21 protein-coding genes, 1 tRNA gene and 1 pseudogene are annotated in these 16,260 nt (G+C 61.5%); 6 read left to right on the top strand and 17 right to left on the bottom strand.

Annotated features, from left to right (window positions below; all coding sequences use genetic code 11):
- Nucleotides 1–20 precede the first annotated feature (20 nt).
- Nucleotides 21–488, top strand: a complete 468-nt coding sequence (locus XH83_RS00700) for a nuclear transport factor 2 family protein (RefSeq protein ID WP_194405212.1) — start codon at nucleotides 21–23, stop codon at nucleotides 486–488.
- A gap of 129 nt (nucleotides 489–617) precedes the next feature.
- Here the strand turns inward: XH83_RS00700 and XH83_RS00695 are convergent, their stop codons facing one another.
- The 3 genes from XH83_RS00695 to XH83_RS00685 form a co-directional block, all read right to left on the bottom strand.
- The gene (locus XH83_RS00695) at nucleotides 618–1,415 is read right to left on the bottom strand and encodes an acyl-CoA thioesterase domain-containing protein (protein ID WP_194405211.1); all 798 of its coding nucleotides are present in this window, start codon (nucleotides 1,413–1,415) and stop codon (nucleotides 618–620) included.
- Between the two features lie 175 nt (nucleotides 1,416–1,590).
- Nucleotides 1,591–2,766 (bottom strand): tRNA epoxyqueuosine(34) reductase QueG, encoded by a 1,176-nt coding sequence (queG, locus tag XH83_RS00690; RefSeq protein ID WP_194405210.1) that lies wholly within the window; start codon nucleotides 2,764–2,766, stop codon nucleotides 1,591–1,593.
- Nucleotides 2,715–3,407 carry a glutathione S-transferase family protein gene (locus XH83_RS00685; RefSeq protein ID WP_194405209.1) on the bottom strand — a complete coding sequence of 231 codons (693 nt, stop codon included), beginning with the start codon at nucleotides 3,405–3,407 and terminating at the stop codon, nucleotides 2,715–2,717. Before XH83_RS00685 ends, queG begins: the two co-directional genes overlap by 52 nt.
- A gap of 169 nt (nucleotides 3,408–3,576) precedes the next feature.
- On the opposite strand from XH83_RS00685, the gene XH83_RS00680 reads away from it, so the two are divergent.
- Complete coding sequence (locus tag XH83_RS00680; protein WP_028139439.1) at nucleotides 3,577–4,383, top strand: undecaprenyl-diphosphate phosphatase; 807 nt, start codon at nucleotides 3,577–3,579, stop codon at nucleotides 4,381–4,383.
- Nucleotides 4,384–4,468: 85 nt separating this feature from the next.
- Here the strand turns inward: XH83_RS00680 and XH83_RS00675 are convergent, their stop codons facing one another.
- Nucleotides 4,469–5,434, bottom strand: a complete 966-nt coding sequence (locus tag XH83_RS00675) for a complex I NDUFA9 subunit family protein (protein ID WP_194405208.1) — start codon at nucleotides 5,432–5,434, stop codon at nucleotides 4,469–4,471.
- A 150-nt stretch (nucleotides 5,435–5,584) separates the two neighbouring features.
- On the opposite strand from XH83_RS00675, the gene XH83_RS00670 reads away from it, so the two are divergent.
- Both XH83_RS00670 and XH83_RS00665 read left to right on the top strand, forming a co-directional pair.
- Nucleotides 5,585–5,671 (top strand) — tRNA-Leu (locus XH83_RS00670).
- Between the two features lie 94 nt (nucleotides 5,672–5,765).
- Nucleotides 5,766–7,439, top strand: a complete 1,674-nt coding sequence (locus tag XH83_RS00665) for a tyrosine-type recombinase/integrase (RefSeq protein ID WP_194405207.1) — start codon at nucleotides 5,766–5,768, stop codon at nucleotides 7,437–7,439.
- A gap of 41 nt (nucleotides 7,440–7,480) precedes the next feature.
- Here the strand turns inward: XH83_RS00665 and XH83_RS00660 are convergent, their stop codons facing one another.
- The 6 genes from XH83_RS00660 to XH83_RS00635 all read right to left on the bottom strand — a co-directional run bounded on the left by XH83_RS00660 (nucleotide 7,481) and on the right by XH83_RS00635 (nucleotide 11,330).
- The gene (locus XH83_RS00660) at nucleotides 7,481–7,795 is read right to left on the bottom strand and encodes a hypothetical protein (RefSeq protein WP_194405206.1); all 315 of its coding nucleotides are present in this window, start codon (nucleotides 7,793–7,795) and stop codon (nucleotides 7,481–7,483) included.
- Nucleotide 7,796: 1 nt separating this feature from the next.
- A complete protein-coding gene (locus tag XH83_RS00655) occupies nucleotides 7,797–8,327 on the bottom strand; it encodes a hypothetical protein (RefSeq protein WP_194405205.1) in 531 nt (176 codons plus the stop codon).
- Nucleotides 8,324–8,497: a hypothetical protein gene (locus tag XH83_RS00650; RefSeq protein WP_194405204.1), complete on the bottom strand. Its 174-nt coding sequence runs from the start codon at nucleotides 8,495–8,497 to the stop codon at nucleotides 8,324–8,326. Before XH83_RS00650 ends, XH83_RS00655 begins: the two co-directional genes overlap by 4 nt.
- Before the next feature lie 390 nt (nucleotides 8,498–8,887).
- Nucleotides 8,888–9,817, bottom strand: coding sequence for a hypothetical protein (locus XH83_RS00645; protein ID WP_194405203.1), 930 nt, complete (start codon nucleotides 9,815–9,817; stop codon nucleotides 8,888–8,890).
- Between the two features lie 617 nt (nucleotides 9,818–10,434).
- Entirely contained in the window at nucleotides 10,435–10,974 is a 540-nt protein-coding gene (locus XH83_RS00640) for an ImmA/IrrE family metallo-endopeptidase (RefSeq protein ID WP_194405202.1), read from the bottom strand.
- Entirely contained in the window at nucleotides 10,971–11,330 is a 360-nt protein-coding gene (locus XH83_RS00635; protein ID WP_194405201.1) for a helix-turn-helix domain-containing protein, read from the bottom strand. The genes XH83_RS00640 and XH83_RS00635 overlap by 4 nt, the downstream gene beginning before the upstream one ends.
- Nucleotides 11,331–11,507: 177 nt before the next feature.
- On the opposite strand from XH83_RS00635, the gene XH83_RS00630 reads away from it, so the two are divergent.
- Nucleotides 11,508–12,194 (top strand): recombinase family protein, encoded by a 687-nt coding sequence (locus tag XH83_RS00630; RefSeq protein ID WP_246776391.1) that lies wholly within the window; start codon nucleotides 11,508–11,510, stop codon nucleotides 12,192–12,194.
- 81 nt (nucleotides 12,195–12,275) lie between these two features.
- Here the strand turns inward: XH83_RS00630 and XH83_RS00625 are convergent, their stop codons facing one another.
- From XH83_RS00625 to XH83_RS00615, 4 genes are read right to left on the bottom strand one after another with little or no spacing between them, the layout of a single operon-like run.
- On the bottom strand, nucleotides 12,276–12,647 hold the full coding sequence (locus tag XH83_RS00625) for a hypothetical protein (RefSeq protein ID WP_194405199.1): 372 nt from the start codon (nucleotides 12,645–12,647) through the stop codon (nucleotides 12,276–12,278).
- A 6-nt stretch (nucleotides 12,648–12,653) separates the two neighbouring features.
- Entirely contained in the window at nucleotides 12,654–12,878 is a 225-nt protein-coding gene (locus XH83_RS39640; RefSeq protein WP_246776390.1) for a GDCCVxC domain-containing (seleno)protein, read from the bottom strand.
- Nucleotides 12,879–12,882: 4 nt separating this feature from the next.
- The gene (locus tag XH83_RS00620; protein WP_194405198.1) at nucleotides 12,883–13,167 is read right to left on the bottom strand and encodes a heavy-metal-associated domain-containing protein; all 285 of its coding nucleotides are present in this window, start codon (nucleotides 13,165–13,167) and stop codon (nucleotides 12,883–12,885) included.
- A gap of 13 nt (nucleotides 13,168–13,180) precedes the next feature.
- The gene (locus tag XH83_RS00615; RefSeq protein WP_194405197.1) at nucleotides 13,181–13,567 is read right to left on the bottom strand and encodes a mercuric transporter MerT family protein; all 387 of its coding nucleotides are present in this window, start codon (nucleotides 13,565–13,567) and stop codon (nucleotides 13,181–13,183) included.
- Nucleotides 13,568–13,615: 48 nt separating this feature from the next.
- On the opposite strand from XH83_RS00615, the gene XH83_RS00610 reads away from it, so the two are divergent.
- A complete protein-coding gene (locus XH83_RS00610; RefSeq protein WP_194405196.1) occupies nucleotides 13,616–14,050 on the top strand; it encodes a helix-turn-helix domain-containing protein in 435 nt (144 codons plus the stop codon).
- Here XH83_RS00610 and XH83_RS00605 read toward each other — a convergent pair.
- The 3 genes and pseudogenes from XH83_RS00605 to XH83_RS00595 form a co-directional block, all read right to left on the bottom strand.
- Nucleotides 14,047–15,378: an NAD(P)/FAD-dependent oxidoreductase gene (locus XH83_RS00605; protein ID WP_194405195.1), complete on the bottom strand. Its 1,332-nt coding sequence runs from the start codon at nucleotides 15,376–15,378 to the stop codon at nucleotides 14,047–14,049. The genes XH83_RS00610 and XH83_RS00605 overlap by 4 nt on opposite strands.
- Nucleotides 15,379–15,568: 190 nt before the next feature.
- Nucleotides 15,569–15,958, bottom strand: a pseudogene (locus XH83_RS00600) (type II toxin-antitoxin system RelE/ParE family toxin).
- Nucleotides 15,955–16,212, bottom strand: coding sequence for a type II toxin-antitoxin system ParD family antitoxin (locus XH83_RS00595; RefSeq protein ID WP_194408118.1), 258 nt, complete (start codon nucleotides 16,210–16,212; stop codon nucleotides 15,955–15,957). The pseudogene XH83_RS00600 and the gene XH83_RS00595 overlap by 4 nt, the downstream one beginning before the upstream one ends.
- Nucleotides 16,213–16,260 lie beyond the last annotated feature (48 nt).

The following is a 16,260-nucleotide window of genomic DNA, read 5'->3' as shown; positions in this document are numbered from 1 at the left end:
AGCGCCGGGAGGATAACACGATGACCACCATCGCCATGCTGCGCGCTTTCTGCGACGCCGTCGAGCAACGCAACGGCCGCGCCTTTGCCGAGCTCTTCACCGAGGACGGCGTCTATCACGACGTCTTCTACGGCGCCTTCGCAGGCCGCGAAAAGATCGCCGCGATGATCGACGACTGGTTCTATCGCACGGCGACCGATTTTCGCTGGGACATGCATGACCCCGTCACTGACGGCGCCACGCTCTATGCGCGGTACACCTTCAGCTATCGCTCGACGCTGCCGGAAGCGAATGGTGCGCGTGCGATGTTCGAGGGCGTGGCGATCATGACGCTTCGTGAGGGGCAGATCGTCAGCTATCACGAGGTCGCCAACACGGCGCCGGCGTTCGTCGATCTGAAGTTCGCGCCGGAAAGAATCGCGAAGATCGTCGCCAAGCAGGGCATGGAATTGAAGCAGCGGCCGGAGATGCAGCGGCATCTCACCTGACCGTCATGCCGGGGCGCGCGAAGCGCGAACCCGGAATCCATTTCTCCTCCGGGCCTGTAGCCCGATGGATTCCGGGTCTGCGCCTGACGGCGTATCCCGGAATGACGAGCGGAGAAAGGCGCGCGCTCCCTACCGCTTCGACGGATTCGCCATCGGCTTGCGCTGCGCCAGCGCGGCGACCGTTGCGGTGCCGATCGGGCCCGCTTCGTCATAGAGCCAGCATTCGCCGATCGCGACGCCGTCGGTCGCCTGATGGTTCACCACCTCGAAACCGATCCACTCCGTTACCGGCAGGCGATGCAGATAGATCGTCACGTCGCTGTTGATGTAGCCGAGACCCTTGTCGCCGGCATTGGCAAAGGGGCTTGCGAAATCGGCGCCGGTGGCGACGTGGACGAACGGCGTCATCGGGACGCCGGCAACGAGCTCGCGCACCTCGCTCATCCAGAGCCGGCGCGGCCCGAGCGAGCCCATGTGGCCGACGATCGGGCGCGTCGTCCATTTGCCGTTCATGCCGAGCCTGGGATCGGCAGGTTTTGGAATGTCTGACGGCTTCGGCACGTCCCAGTTCGGCGGCGACCAGACATTGCCGTCGGGATTTTGCGTCTTGCGCAGCAGCTGGCAGGAGGCGCGCGCCATGCTGACGCCGCCGGAGACGAATTCCGCCTCGACCACGCGGATGCGCAGCCCGTCGCGCACAAGGCGCGTCGTCACCTCGATCGGCTTGTCGATGGTCGGCAGCCGAAACATGTCGACGGTGAGCCGCGCCGGCACCAGGTCGGGACCGGAATGGCGCTCTTCGATGGCGAAGCCCAGCAGGCCGACGATGACGCGACCATGCAGCGATTTCGGATCCCATGGACCGTTCGCGACTTCCGTCGGATGGAATGTGTCGCCGTCGCGGGTGAAGAAAGGCATGTTTGTCATGCGCGCGAGATTGCGGGAATGAGTGGAGAAATCAAGGGTGATGAGGCGTGGCCACAAAAGCGGTGTCATCGCCCGACTTGATCGGGCGATCCAGTACTCCGAGACGGCAGCGGTTTACTCGATAGGCCGCGGCGTACTGGATGCCCCGGTCAAGCCGGGGCATGACAGCGGTGGATTAGGAGGCGACGCGCCACTCCTCACGCACACTCTCGTCGGATTCTTTGTCCAACGCAGCATGCCTCAACGCAACAAACTCTTCGCGCTCCACCAACTCCCCCAGCGCCCACACCGCCGCCCCACGCACCAGCGGGTTCGCGTCCTCCAGCAATCGCCGTACCTCGCCCGCCAGCGCTGTATCGCCGGAGTTGCCGATCGCGATCAGCACGTTGCGCAAGAAGCGGTCGCGGCCGATGCGTTTCACCGGTGACTTTGTGAACAGCGCGCGAAACGCGGCGTCGTCGAGCCGCGCCAGCTCGGAAAGTGACGGTGCGCGCAACTCATCGCGCGCGGCGAGCTTCGCTTCGCGTCCCTCCTGCGCGAACTTGTTCCATGGACAGGCGGCGAGACAGTCGTCGCAGCCATAGATGCGATTGCCGATGGCTTTGCGGAATTCGATCGGGATCGGCCCCTTGTTCTCGATGGTGAGATAGGAGATGCAGCGCCGCGCATCGAGCTTGTAGGGCGCGGGGAATGCCGCGGTCGGGCAGATGTCGAGGCAGGCCTGGCACGAGCCGCAATGATCGATCTCCGCGGCGTCGCGCGACAACTCCAGCGTTGTGTAGATCGCGCCGAGGAACAGCCATGAGCCGAACCCGCGCGAGACGAGGTTGGTGTGCTTGCCCTGCCAGCCGAGACCCGCGGTCTGCGCCAGCGGCTTCTCCATCACCGCCGCGGTGTCGACGAACACTTTCACGTCCGACGGCGCGGTCGCGACCAGCCAGCGCGCCAGCGCCTTCAGTCGTTTCTTGATGAGGTCGTGATAATCGTCGCCTTGCGCATAGACCGAGATCGCTGCGCGCGTGCGCTGCTTCAGGATCGCCAGTGGATCGGAGTCGGGACCATAATTGACGCCGAGCATGATCACGCTCCGCACGTCGCTCCACAGCCCGCGTGGATCGACGCGGCGCTCCGGCTGCGCGGCCAGCCAGTCCATGTCGCCATGGCCGCCGGATGCGATGAACTCGAGGAAGTATCTTCCGGCGTTCTCGATCGTGCCGGGTGCGGTAACGCCGATGCAGTCGAAGCCGAGCTCACGCGCTTCGCGTGCGAGCGCCGTTTTCAGTTCAGTCGGATCGGAGCTCAGAAATCCAGGTCCACGTAGGTCCGCGATGCCGGCACGCCGGCCAGCCATTCGCTCAGCAGCGGACGGAACGACGGGCGGGACTTCACCCGCGCGTACCACGCCTTTGCTGAATCGTCCTCGCTCCATGGCACGTCGCCCAGATAGTCGATCGCCGAAAGATGCGCCGCGGCGGCGAGGTCCGCGTAAGTGAGCCGGTCGCCGCCGAGGAAATTGCGCGTCTGCGCCAGCCAGCCGATATAGGCCAGATGATAGCGCACATTGGCCTTGGCGGCGCGCATCACGTCGGCGGAAGGCGCACCGCCGCCGTTCTCCTCGCTCATGAAGCGCTTGTAGATGCGCTCGGTGACGAGGGGATGCGAGACCTCCTCGAAGAACTTTTCGTTGAACCAGGCCATCAGCCGGCGCACCTCGACGCGCTCGGAAATCGTCTCCGGCATCAGGCGCTTGGGTCCCATCTCGGCGCCATAGGCTTCGTCGACATATTCCGCGATGATCGCCGCGCCCGGGACGGGTGGCTGCTCGTCGTCGACCATGACGGGCGTCGTCCCCGCCGCGTTGAGCAGCAGAAATGCCTCGCGCCGTTCCCAGCTGCGCTCTTCGACCAGCTTCAGGTCGAGCCCGTACTCGCCCGCGATCAAGCGGATGAAGCGCGAATGCGGACAGAACGGATGATGAAACAGCGTAAACATGAAGCCTTTGACTATTTGATGGTGCTTAAGAATCCATCAATGTTTGTGCAGCGCCACACTAGTCCTTCAAAACCGCGAGGCAAGGGCGTGATGTCGCATTTTGCGATTGCGGCATAGGGGCGAATAGGCGAGAAGAGCCCCGCTTTTCAAGCCGAAATGGACCGTAAATATGTCAGACGCAATACGGGCAGTGATCCTCGGCATCATCGAGGGCGTGACCGAGTTCCTTCCCGTATCCTCGACCGGCCATCTGCTGCTCGCGGAGCGCTTCTTCCATCTCGGCGAAGGCGCGTTCTGGGATTCGTTTACGGTTCTGATCCAGCTCGGCGCGATCCTCGCCATCGTCGGCCTCTACTTCAAGAAGCTCTGGGACGTCGTGATCGGCTTCTTCACCGGCGACACCTATTCGCGCCGCTTCGTGCTCGGCGTGCTGGTGGCGTTCCTGCCCGCTGTGATCGTCGGGCTCGTCGCAGGCAAATACATCAAGAGCGTGCTGTTCAATCCCTGGGTCGTGTGTTTCACGCTGATCGTCGGCGGCGCCATCCTGCTCTGGGTCGACAAGCTCGATCTCAAGCCGCGCGAGCATGACGCCACGAGGTTTCCGCTGCTGATGTATCTCTATATCGGCATCGCGCAGTGCGTGGCGATGATCCCGGGCGTGTCGCGTTCCGGCGCCAGCATCGTCGCCGCGATGTTCCTGGGTGCCGACAAGCGCGCGGCGGCGGAGTTCTCGTTCTTCCTCGCCATCCCCACCATGATCGGCGCGTTCGCCTACGACTTCTACAAGAACCGCTCCGAGATGACGATGGACCATATGGGCATCGTCGCGATCGGTTTCGTGGTGTCGTTCATCACCGCGATCATCGTGGTCAAGACGTTCCTGGAATACGTCACCCGGCACGGCTTCGTGGTGTTCGCCTGGTGGCGCGTCATCGTCGGCACGCTCGGCCTGATCGCGCTGGCGCTCGGCCGGTAGGCGCGAAGTTCAGGTAACGGCAGTCGCGACGTCGAAGCTCGTCATGCCCGGCCTTGTGCCGGGCATCGACGTTCTTGGCGACCCCTCACGCGCTCTTGCGCTGGAACTGGCCCGCGGCGCGGAAACGCCAGAGATATTGCGGGGCGATCGCTTCCAGCGAATCGGCCTGGATGCCGAGCCCTTCCAGCGTCAGGCCGGCGGCCTTCGCCGCGTCGGACACGACATTGTCGCGCTCCAGCAGCGTGACCTGGTCCGGCGTCAGCTTGAATGCGCCCGGCGCGAATTGCAGGAAGGCGGCCTTGAAGCGGGCGAGGCCGAACGGCAGCGGCACCAGCATCCGCTCGCGATCGGTGATGGCGAGGATGGCCTCGATGATCTCGCGCATGGTCAGCACTTCAGGCCCGCCGAGCTCGTAGGTGGCGCCCGCCTTGGCCTTGCCGTCGACGGCGTCCGCGATCGCGGTGGCGACGTCGCCGACATAGGCCGGCTGCATCTTGGTCTCGCCGCCGATCAGCGGCAGCACCGGCGAGATCCGGGCCAGCGCGGCGAAGCGGTTGGTGAACTGGTCCTCGGGGCCGAACATCATGGACGGGCGGAAGATCGTGGCCGAGGGCACCGCGGCCAAGACCGCGGCTTCGCCGGCCGCCTTGGCCCTGGCGTAGCGCGCGGGCGATTCGGCGTCGGCCCCGATCGCTGAGACATGCACCAGGCGGGCCCCTGCCGCGGCCGCCGCCTTGGCGACCGTCTCGGCACCCCTGGCCTGGACCGCGTCGAACGTCTGCTCGCCGGCTTCAGTGAGGACGCCGACCAGATTGATCACGACATGCGAATCACGCAGCGCCGCCTCGACCGAGGCCGGATAGCGCAGATTGGCCTGCACGGTGTGGACCTGCCCGACCCTGCCGGAGGGCTGGAGGAAGCCCGCCAGTTCCGGCCGCCGCACCGCGACCCGGACCCGATAATCGCGCTTGCACAAGGCACGGACGACATTCCGGCCCAAAAACCCCGATCCGCCGAAAACCGTGACGAGAGTTTCCAGATTCGATGCCATGGGAGCCAATCCTGCGGAAAAGAGTGCGTCTTGTCAGGCTTGTATCGGGCCGGTTTGCGATGCGCAATCGGCATCCCGACCGGGCCGCAAGCATGAATTGACAACGGCGTCACCGAACCGTAGTAACCGCCTCCGTGCCCCAAACGGCATGCCCAGGTGGTGGAATTGGTAGACGCGCTGGCTTCAGGTGCCAGTGGCTTAACGGCCGTGAAGGTTCGAGTCCTTTCCTGGGCACCATCCCCAACCCAAGTGGTTGAAATCGCTCATTTGCAGGGAATTTGAGCCGCTGACCGGTACACAAAACCGGGACACAGCGTGTATGAACTATCGCATGGCCTACATCTATCTCGACACCGATTCCTCGCACTGGAACTTCCGGCTGCGGACACCCACAGACGTACTTCGAATCCTCGACGACGACCGCTTGCTGATGGTGTTCGACAGGTGCATGGGCGAACCAGGTTTTGAGGCACAGGTTCGCATTGGAGCGGTCGTGAAGCTCTCACTACGGACCCGCAACGCGGCGGTGGCCGAAATTCGAAAAGCCCAAGCCTTGGCGCAGTTGGCGAAAGTCTGGGCTGCCAAAAGGTCGGAGCCGAAGCGGCTCAACCTCATGCAGATCATGGGTCTCGCGGGTCTCGTGCACGACCTCTACGTCGAAACGTTTCAGCAAGAGCCAGGCGAGCGGGCGGATTGGATCGCGCACAAGGCGGTGAACAGAGCCGTGCGGGAAGGTCGTCTGGTTGACGTCCCGCCGATCATCCCTGGCCAGATGCCGAACGAGCAGCAGCTTGCGCTCGACGAGTTCGGGGATGATCTCACCGCCGGCATCAACGCGCTTCCAAGATTGGAGAACGGCGACGAGGGTCTGGAGCGCAGATATGGTCTGCTTTGCAATTGGGTTCTGGCCCAGCAATGCCTGCGCGTCGACTATGCGACCAGGAAGCGGCTGCTGGTCGCGATCGCGAAGGCCGGCGACACGGGACCGCGTCAGCTCAAGGAGAACGCGATTGGTGACTACAGCCCCGACATCTATCGCGAGCGATATCCGCGTTATCGATCGAGCCGCACGCTACAACAGGTGTTCGAGCAATGGCGGGGTGAGACACAGCCGGCGCCCAGCAGCGTGACGAACTGGAGGGGTCATGTCGACTCGCTGGTGGGTTTCGTCGGACATGACCATGTGGAACGGCTAACCAGGGCAGATATCGTCAGCTGGAAGGACCACCTGGTCGAGAAGGGGTTAGCCGCCAAGACCATCAACGACAGCTATCTGGCCTGCATCAAGAGGCTCCTGAACTACGAGGTGGAGAACCACCGGCTGGTCGAGAGCGTGGCCGAAAAGGTCTCGGTGAGCAGCCGAGGTCAGGCCGGTGACTCTCAGCTCCCTTATACCACCGAGGAAGTGGCTCAGCTGCTCACGCTCGCGAGGGGGCAGCATAAGCCGATCCTGCGCTGGCTACCCTGGCTTGTTGCGTTGAGCGGCTCCCGCGTTGGAGAGGTAGCGCAGCTTTGGGGATCCAGCGTCAAACAGGTCGGAAATCTGTGGGTCATGCAGATTAAGCCCGCGGACGATGGCGGTCGGCTGAAAAACCACTGGAGCGAACGAGAAACCCCGATCCATCAGGCCATCATCGAGGAAGGATTCCTAAACTTCGTTTCGGACCGTGGCGACGGACCGCTGTTCTATAACCGCAGCTCGGGCGATCGAAACAGGAAGCATGCCTCGAAGAGCGTGTGCAATCGCCTCGGGGCCTGGATTCGATCGCAAGAGGGATTCCAGGACCCGCGCAAGGCGCCGAACCATGCATTTCGGCACTGGTTCAAAACGGAGCTTGGCGCGCTGGGTGTGCCTGACAGTATGGCGGACGCGATCATGGGGCACGGGAAGAAATCGGAGGCGGACAAGTATCGCCACTACACCGCCCAACGGAAGGCCCCGTTCGTGAACAAAGTGCAGGTCCCCGAGGTCACAGCCAGTTCTACGGTAGAGGCCGCCGAATAGGTCGCATGGATGAGACTCCTGCGACCTACGACGGCTCTCGGTCACTTCCCCTTCTTGGAAGGCGAAGGGCTCGGCGTTACGTCCTGGAGCGCTGCGGCGACACGTTCGGCCTCTCGGACTGCCTCAGCAAGGACGACCCTATGGCTCTCCGGGTCGAACGTCTCTAGCCGGGCTCGGGCGTCGGCCACACGAGCGAGGGCCTGCTCCTGCTGCCGTTCGAGGTCTTTGCGCGCGAGCAGAGCGGCACGGATCGCCCTGATCTCGTCAGAAGCCTTTTGGCTATCGCGGATGATGCTCGCTCGCTCCTGGCGGTACGACCATCCCTTGGTTGAGAAGGCGGATGCATTCCGGTTCATGTCAGGCGTCCTCGGCCTCTCTGCGCAGCATGGCCGCGCGTTCGGGATCGTTCTTTTCGAGCAGCATCTGCTGGGTCAAGTTGAAGCCGGCCCGGCTGAATGGATTTGTCGGGTCGCCGTCATCTCTTCGAACATTGCGCTCGCTCGCGGCGTAGCGCTCCAGCTGCTGTGCATATTGCGGGTCGTCGCGCTGGAGGAGCATCTGCTTGGTGACGTTCCAATGCCGCTTCGAGAACGGATTTTGGGTGAGCAGCGAGGCTCCGTGGGGCAGGCGGAGAGGCGCCCCGTTGCTGCTGAAGAAGCGCCTGGTCTCAGGGGTGCTGTAAAGGCAAGCGAGATAGGCCGTGAGGTCAGCTTCAGCACCGTCCTGGTCGAGGTACTTCAAGCTATGACCGCCGCCCGGGATGAGCCGATCGGTCAGCCGCTCAACGAGAGCGTCCTCGCCCTCTCGGGTGAGCTTAAGGCCATGAAGGTCGAGCACCTGACGGAGCGCCGTCGCGGTGTTGATCCTGCCTGCGATGACTTCGGTCATGACTTGACCTTCTGCAATTCGGCCAAAGCAACTCGGCGCAGCCAAGATGATCGCGAGATCAGCTCGGATTTGGCGCGTTCCTCGATGGCGGTAGCCATGGTTTCAGGGAACACGGTACCGATGGTGACGGTCCGCTCGTTCCTAAGCAGGTCGAGATCGATTTCCTGCATGTTGGTCTCCATGATGAGAGTGGTTGAAGAGGTGCGAGCTGGGGAGGCGTGCTGGCGCCCAAGCTCGAGTGAATCTTTACACTGTAAAGATTCAAATGTCAATAGTTGCAAAGGCTTAGAAGGGCCTACCAGCCAAAACCAGGGAATTTCGACGCTTGGCGATCGACTTAGAACTCATAGCAAGCGGTTGATTTTCCAAGATTTTTTCGCTGACTGGACGTCGCGGTCACGGAGCCCGCAAATCAAATGCTCTTTTAAGAAAGGTGCAACGTCTCGGGCGCCGAACGGCTCCAGAATGCCCCTAGGATTCAATAGGATAGCCGCTGATGCGTTTTGCGTCAGACGAAGGGGCAACCCTACTGACCAATCGCACACGCGCCAGCGAGGCCCCTAGGCGGCTCTGTTGCGGCTCCCCTTACGGCCCTGGTCGTTGGCCGGCTTCGGGACCGGGTTGTTCACCTCCGAGGTGACGCGGGGCAGGCGCAGGTCCTGCCGCAGGCCACCAGCAACCGCGGCGCGGGCGCGAGCCTTGGCCGTCAGATTGGTGGACAGCCCGTAGCGCTTGCCGAAGATCGGACCGCCGTACTGGACCGTGTGGTTAAAGAACCGGTTCGCCTGCGGGCTGTTCTTGGCGATGTACGTCAAAACGCTCTCCTCGCCGCCCCTCTCATTGCGCCTGATCTGGTACGTGCAACCACGCACGTCGATTTCATCAGTCCCATCGCACCAAGCCTCGACCACGCTGTCGAACCGCTTTTGCAATAAGCGCGGCACATGCATCAGGACGTGGAGGTGTTCGTTTTTCCCGGTGTGGCGCTCCGATTCCCTGGTCCACAGGCAAGTGAAGTCGAAGTCGTTATCGCGGGCGAACTGGGCCAGCTTGTTTCGCCAGCGCCACCAAGTATCGATCCGCTGCTCGGCATCCTGGTCGTTGATGTCGTGCGGCCTGAACGTGATGAACCTGTTCACCGGCTGACCGACCGTCTTCGCGTGATGCCAGGCGGATTTCAGGTCACGAACTTGGGGCAGCGTCAGCTGTCGGGTGATGCTCCTCCGACCGATCTTGGTCTTCTTGGTCCAGTTCGCGAACGGGTCTGCCCCGGGATGAAGGGCCTCACTCCTGTTGGTGTGCTTCACCCCAGCAGCGCCTGAAACCATATAAGAGGGTCGCAGGCGGTTCTCGTCGCCTTCAGGTAAGGAATCCCTAGAAATTTGCGGGATTTTGCAGCTGCTGTCCGCCGGGAACTCGGATTGGAGTTCTTGAAAGTTGTCGTTCGCGGAAAAGGGGTCTTTTGGAAGTTCGAAGTAGGAGCGGGTCATCCGAGGCAGGGGCCTATGCAAGAAAAAAATTGGACCTTCAATGGTGCAGCCTCGCCCCACCGGAGTCCACGCGATGAGCGCAGGACTCGCCGCACGTCCGGCTTTTCCCCAAGCACGAGTGCAACCGAATCACCAAAGCGCCCGCGTGTAAAACGACACCAAATGTAAGCCGATGGACCGAATCGCCGGCACATAACGCGACCAACTTCGTACTTGTTTTGTTCCACGACTAGTCCGCCCGGACAGCGGGTGCAGGGATCGGCGATCGCTCGCCGATCCCAATTCTTGTTCCCGGTTAACCTGACGCTAAACGTCAGGCACCAAGATGGGCCACGCACGCAGCCCGAAGGCCTTGGCGTAGAGCCGGGCGCCGGTCTTCGGACATGTCCGCCATGGGCGGAACACGTACCGATATCCCGGAGCAGGCGGAGGAAGCTTTCGCTTCGCCATCACGCACTCCGTCGGGGCGCTGTTTGCCTTGACACGACTGCCGGCCCATATTAGGCGAGGTTTGCGATCACCTGATTCGGCATCGTGGGCTTCCGGTTCGGCAAGCCCCTTGTGCCCGAACCAGAAATACGGAAGAGGGCCTGAGCCCCCAAGCTCAAGCCCTCTTTCTATTTCAGCAGTCCCTTTCTGCTCAGGAAATTAAGACGGTTGGTCGCCGCCTCATAGGAGACGCCGTGGCGCGCGATGACCACCGCTGCGGTGTCGGTGCGCATCATGAAGCAGCGAGGCATCAACAGCTCCGCTGCAAACTGGTTGGCCTGAGGTTCGCTCAGGCAAAAGGGCGGGACGCTCTGCTCCGGACGGGCGCGTGCGAGTGGCATCCGGGTGTGAAGGGCGAGATGTCCAAGCTCGTGAGCTGCCGTGAACCGTGACCGGCCGTCACCGGCATACGCGCCGTAGTAGACGTCATCCCGTAAAATGATGAACTCGCCATTCGGGTCGGTGTAGCCCTCGGCATTGGCCATCTCGTGCTTGTCGGCGACCTCGAACGTGACCACGCTCATTCGCTGGTCCAGGACCTTCTCGATGAACTCCATGATCGGGAAGTAGGGCTGCGCACCGAGACCGAACTGCTCGCGGATGCTGTCTGTCGTCTGTGCGATCTGGTCCCAGCTCAGTGCTGGCACGACGAAGTCTTGTCCGCTCACGCCGGCTTGCTCCCCTTGAACAAAATCTCCCGGATTTCTTTGAGCTGGCTGTCCGACAGATTGTTGATGCGTCTCGCCAGCAATGCCGCAGTGTCACGACCGAGGGCGCTGCTCGGCTCAATGGTGAAGGCTTTGCGCGATCGATCTGCCGCCCGGCGAAGCGCCTCAGCGGCATCGCCGGCAAGCTGGTAGATTTTGATCACGGCCTCTTCGAAGTCCGAGGGCGGCGACTTCTTGCCGACCTCGACCGCGGAGATGAAGGAGGCCGACTTGTCCAGTCGCTTTGCCATGTCCATCAAGCGCTCATCCGTTTCGATCCGCAGCTTCCTCAGCTCTTTTCCAATGTCTGTAAGCATGCGATTCCTCCTCTTTGGTGTGCTGAAATAACCTGTCGCGCTCTGTAATTCAACCCATCAGATTGAAAAATTTCACCCCACTTATCGTTTTTCGTTGCCGTCTTGGTGCTACTCTGTTACGATATCTCAAGATAACGAAACAGATAATTGGGTTAAGCCGTGGCAAAATCACCGAAATTGACGAAATCGATCGCGTATCTGCGGACGTCGAGTGCGGCGAACGTCGGGCCGGACAAGGACAGCGACAAGCGCCAGCGGGCCGCGATCGAGGCGTTTGCGAAGCGGGCCGGCCTGGAGATCACGGAGGAGTTCTACGACCAGGACGTTAGCGGTGCGGACCCGATAGAGAGCCGGCCGGGATTCTCAGCCTTGCTGGACAGGATTGAGTCCAATGGCGTGCGGACGGTCGTGGTCGAGGATGCTTCGAGGTTTGCGCGCCAGCTGATCGTCCAGGAGGCCGGCATAATCGCTTTGATCGAGCGCGGCGTTCGAGTGTTAACCAGCTCGGGCGACGATCTCACGGAGACGAACGACCCGTTCAAGATCGCGATGCGCCAGATCGCCGGCGTATTCGCTCAGCTTGAGAAGGCGCGGCTGGTGGGCAAGCTGAAGGCCGCGCGGGATCGGAAGCGCGCCACCGGCGTGAAGGTTGAAGGCCGCAAGAGCTATCGCGAGATCGATGACGAGAAGCATGGCGGGGAGATGATCACTATGGCGAAGCGGTTGCGTCGAAAGACGCCAAAGGGCGGTCGCCGTTCACTCAGGGCTATCGCCGATGAACTGGCGAGAGCCGGCTACAAGAGCGAAAGCGGAAAGCCCTACGCGGCGACCGCCATCGGACGAATGTTAGGGGAGATCCAATGAAGATTTGGAGTGGACGTCCGCTCTACCCCAGAAGTGGGCCTATTGGTAAGTCGGCCTGTGACCCACAGTCCGGCTCTCACGCTAGGAGAACGTCCCCCATGTTCGCTCGGTAGCCCACCATATGAGCCAGCTTCCGCCGAGGATCATCACGCCCAACCAAAACCATCCAACTATGCCGACCGTGATCAGCCCCGCTCCGAGGACCGTCACGGGCACGATCATCGCGAGATAGTAAGGCCCGGTATAGCGACAATGCGTGCGATTACAGCGTCGTGCATTCAGGATGCACGCCGCGCCCATCCAGATGAGTGCGATAATCCAGATCACGGCGCGAAAAGATACAGGGAAAAACAAACCGGCAAGGATGGCTGCTTTAGGCAGCCACCACGCCAGCACGCTGGTATGGACACTGCCAAGCCAGTCGCGCGAGGTTTGAATCGGCGCGCTGGTCATCGCCTGTTACGCACAGCAGGAGGCAGCGCCAGGTTTGCCGGCGCGAACCTCTTGAATTGGTGGACACGGCACCGAGCCATAGGAACAGAATACGCAACAATCGCCCGACTTGGGCTTTAGCTTCGTGCCGCAGCCGGTGCATTCATAGAAGAACTGACAGGCATCGGTCGGCATGGTCTCCGTTTTCGCGACAGAGCAGTGCGGACAGGTGATGGTCGACTGAAGAAGCATCGGATCAGCTCTTGGGTGCGGACGGGTAACCGGCCTGGGTGGTGGCCGAGGTCAGTTGGTTTACATCGGCCTTGGCATCGTCATAGACGATCGTTGCCGTCTTGTCCTTGTAGGACACCGCAACCTTGGCCACACCCGGCACTGCTTCCAGGCTTCCTTTGACGATGGAGGGGCATGACGCGCAGTACATGTTCTTCACGGCCAACGTGATCGTTCTCTCTGCAGCCATGGCCGTTGGCGCAGCGATAATGGTGACAGCGAAGGCGGCGAAGGCGAGAACTTTGTTCATGGGAAGTTTCCGGTCATGAGTTGAGGAGTAGGGGAGCGATAAAGTCGAGCCCTAGAGCGGCAGCAACCAAGATAGTTGCGAGGATGAGGCTTGCCTTGATGATGCGATTCGGTAGGGCCCGCGCGCAGGCCTCGCCCTCGGCGCAGGCGCGTTTTCCTGATCGGTAGACCAACCAATAGCCGTACCCCAAGAACCCGAGGGTGGCCGCTATGAAATAGGGTTGGTAGGGAGCCAGCCGGGTGAAATTCCCGATCCAGGCTCCGCTAATCCCGAGAGCAAACATCGCTAGGGGAAGAATACAACACGACGATGCCGCAAGCGCGGCCAGGACGCCACCTGCCGCTATCAGGCCTTGCCGCGGTCGGTCATCAGCAATGTGATCGGTCTGATTGATCTTCATGGGCTATACCATGCATCCTGTAGTCACTACAGGATCAAGGACGATTTCATGCGCTCAATCACACCCTCGCGAGCGGAAGGCTTCTCGATCGGGGAACTCTCGAAGCACAGCGGCGTGAACGTTGAGACCATCCGCTATTACGAGCGCATCGACATGCTGCCGGCGCCACCACGCACGGCTAGTGGGCGGCGAGTCTACGGACCGACCGAAGCCAGGATATTGGCTTTCATCCGCCGATCCCGCGACCTTGGGTTCACCCTCGAGGAAATTCGCGCCATGCTTGCCATGGGAGGGCCAGGGCGTGCGCCATGTGCCGACGTGCACAGGATTGCGAGTGCACATCTGGCGAATGTTCGTCAGAAACTCTCCGACCTCGTGAAGCTTGAGTCCATCCTGGCGGAAACGGTCGCACAGTGCTCCGACGGCGCAACCCCCGATTGCCCGGTGCTCGATATTCTGGATGCCGGTCGGCCAGGCGACTAGACCATAGATCCGATGTCTGACGCGCCGGTTGGATAGGCAAACATGGTCGTCTGCAAATCCCTCGCGGTCAGATTGTGCCGCATCGCGAGTCCAAACAGATTGATTACCTCGTCGGCGTGGGGACCGACGATATGTGCTCCGAGAATCCGACCCGTTCCCTCCTCGACCAGCGTTTTGTAGCCGTACACTCGTTCTGCGAGACGACGAGCCGTATACCAATTTGGCGTGTTCTCCGAGTTCACTTTGAACTTCAACCCTTGCGTCCGGGCCTGACTCTCCGTCAGCCCCACGGAGGCAATTGGCGGGATTGTGAATGCCACGCTCGGCACCCCTCGATAATCGGGCTTGCGAGAGTTGCCTTCCAGAATATTGGTAGCGACGACCCTACCATCGTGGGCCGATACGGGCGTCAGGGGCGGGCCCAAACTCGCAGCATCGCCGGCAGCGTAGACTTGAGGGTTGGATACGCTCTGGAGATATTCGTTCAATTCGAGACGCTTCTTGCTTACCGTGACTTGAGCCGCCGCTAAGTCCATGCCCAGGTCAGGCTCGCGACCCGCCGCATGCACCACCAGATCGGCAGCCACGCTTTGCTGCCCATCGGCATGCACTAGCAGACCGTTCGCCGTTTGCTCGATTCGGTCGACCGTTGATCGCGTCCGCACGTCGATTCCGAGTTCCGCAAACTTTACCATCAACCAACCGACAAGGTCTGGGTCGAAACGCGGCAGCATACGGTCAGCGCGTTGGAACACCGTTACCTGTGCTCCCGCGCGAGCGGCAATGTGGGAAAACTCCGCCGCGACGTAACCACCGCCAATCAGTACGATCCTCCCTGGCAGGCTCTCCAGCTCCAGGAATCGGTCACTCGTGATGATGTGTTCTGCACCGAGAAACTGCAGAGGCACGGGACGTGCGCCGGTAGCGATGACAATGTGACGCGCCTTTAATTCCTGTCCTTCGACAGAGACAGCGTCGGGGCCAGTGAACCGCGCAATGCCGTGAAAAGCATCAATGCCTTGTGCGGCGTAATGGGCCTCCTGCTTCTGAGGCACCGGGTCGGTGAAAGTGCGTTTGAAGGCGATGAGTTCGCGCCAACCGATCCGAAGTTCGCCTGTGACCCCGTGACCCTGCATGCGCTGTGCAGCATCGATGGTCTCGGCACCACTTATGAGCATTTTCTTAGGGTCACATCCGCGCAGCGCACAGGTCCCGCCGAACGGACGATGGTCCACGACAGCAACTGTCCTTCCGGCCTTTCGGACCTTCGCGCTCACGACCTGAGCGGCCGTTCCAGATCCAATCACCACCAAGTCATACGCTTGCATCGCATCCTCCTGTCGCTCCAGGCGGAGAAATTAACCCCCGTAGCAACTAAAGGAGCAATGGCCGACCTGATTAAGGATCCAGCGGTCTGCAGAAGTGAACCAGTCTGGTCCCTCAGGCTGTCAAGCGCTTGTCTCCGGTACACAGAACCGGTACACAAGCCGATGCCGGGCGGCTCAAAAACCCAGCAAATTAGGGCTTTTTCGACGGTGGCGATCCAGTCCTTTCCTGGGCACCATTTTGTGCTTGTGCGAGCTGCACATAGCGGTCGATCGTGACACCCTGGTCCTCCGGGAAGAGTAGCGGCTCGTAGTCACGTGCGCCGTGGAGGATGTGGATCACCTCGATCGCATCGATACCGACACGGTAGAAAATCAAAAAGCTTCCGAACGGTCGCCGTCGAATACCGTTGTGCTCCTAGCGCGGGACCAAGGGGTAGCCGCGTGGTGCGTCAGCAAGGGATTCGCACTTTTCGCGCAGTGCGCGGATAAGCGCGAGCGCGCTCCGCGGGCTCTGCCCAGCGACATAGGACGCAATCTCCTCAAGGTCGGCTTCCGCTTCCGCGGTGATGACGACAATCACGCGGGCTCAGCCTTGGCGGCCAATCTCGCTTCCAGCCGGTCAAACACCTCAGAGTTCGATTTGACCCGTCCTGCTCCGGCGTCCTCAAGCCCGCGCGCGATTGCAGCGTCCAACGCGGCCAGACGGGCTTCACGCTCCTGGATAAGCCGGACGCCCTCCCGCAGCACCTCGCTCTTGGAGTGATAACGACCCGAAGCGACTAGATTTTTTACAAAGTTTTCAAGGGCTTCGCCGAGATCCGCGCTCGCAGCCATGACAATTCGCTCCACCAATGCCGCTCCCAATAACCATTGTTGGAAAGG

The sequence above is a fragment of the Bradyrhizobium sp. CCBAU 53351 genome (genome assembly GCF_015291745.1).
GTDB lineage: Bacteria > Pseudomonadota > Alphaproteobacteria > Rhizobiales > Xanthobacteraceae > Bradyrhizobium.
This window is presented reverse-complemented; position numbering and strand designations above follow the sequence as displayed.

Coding starts and splice junctions, on each gene's coding strand:
- XH83_RS00700 (WP_194405212.1), top strand. CDS start 21: ATGACCACCATCGCCATGCTGCGCGCTTTCTGCGACGCCGTCGAGCAA.
- XH83_RS00695 (WP_194405211.1), bottom strand. CDS start 1,415: ATGACAAACATGCCTTTCTTCACCCGCGACGGCGACACATTCCATCCG.
- queG (WP_194405210.1), bottom strand. CDS start 2,766: ATGGCTGGCCGGCGTGCCGGCATCGCGGACCTACGTGGACCTGGATTT.
- XH83_RS00685 (WP_194405209.1), bottom strand. CDS start 3,407: ATGTTTACGCTGTTTCATCATCCGTTCTGTCCGCATTCGCGCTTCATC.
- XH83_RS00680 (WP_028139439.1), top strand. CDS start 3,577: ATGTCAGACGCAATACGGGCAGTGATCCTCGGCATCATCGAGGGCGTG.
- XH83_RS00675 (WP_194405208.1), bottom strand. CDS start 5,434: ATGGCATCGAATCTGGAAACTCTCGTCACGGTTTTCGGCGGATCGGGG.
- XH83_RS00665 (WP_194405207.1), top strand. CDS start 5,766: ATGGCCTACATCTATCTCGACACCGATTCCTCGCACTGGAACTTCCGG.
- XH83_RS00660 (WP_194405206.1), bottom strand. CDS start 7,795: ATGAACCGGAATGCATCCGCCTTCTCAACCAAGGGATGGTCGTACCGC.
- XH83_RS00655 (WP_194405205.1), bottom strand. CDS start 8,327: ATGACCGAAGTCATCGCAGGCAGGATCAACACCGCGACGGCGCTCCGT.
- XH83_RS00650 (WP_194405204.1), bottom strand. CDS start 8,497: ATGCAGGAAATCGATCTCGACCTGCTTAGGAACGAGCGGACCGTCACC.
- XH83_RS00645 (WP_194405203.1), bottom strand. CDS start 9,817: ATGACCCGCTCCTACTTCGAACTTCCAAAAGACCCCTTTTCCGCGAAC.
- XH83_RS00635 (WP_194405201.1), bottom strand. CDS start 11,330: ATGCTTACAGACATTGGAAAAGAGCTGAGGAAGCTGCGGATCGAAACG.
- XH83_RS00625 (WP_194405199.1), bottom strand. CDS start 12,647: ATGACCAGCGCGCCGATTCAAACCTCGCGCGACTGGCTTGGCAGTGTC.
- XH83_RS39640 (WP_246776390.1), bottom strand. CDS start 12,878: ATGCTTCTTCAGTCGACCATCACCTGTCCGCACTGCTCTGTCGCGAAA.
- XH83_RS00620 (WP_194405198.1), bottom strand. CDS start 13,167: ATGAACAAAGTTCTCGCCTTCGCCGCCTTCGCTGTCACCATTATCGCT.
- XH83_RS00615 (WP_194405197.1), bottom strand. CDS start 13,567: ATGAAGATCAATCAGACCGATCACATTGCTGATGACCGACCGCGGCAA.
- XH83_RS00610 (WP_194405196.1), top strand. CDS start 13,616: ATGCGCTCAATCACACCCTCGCGAGCGGAAGGCTTCTCGATCGGGGAA.
- XH83_RS00605 (WP_194405195.1), bottom strand. CDS start 15,378: ATGCAAGCGTATGACTTGGTGGTGATTGGATCTGGAACGGCCGCTCAG.
- XH83_RS00595 (WP_194408118.1), bottom strand. CDS start 16,212: ATGGCTGCGAGCGCGGATCTCGGCGAAGCCCTTGAAAACTTTGTAAAA.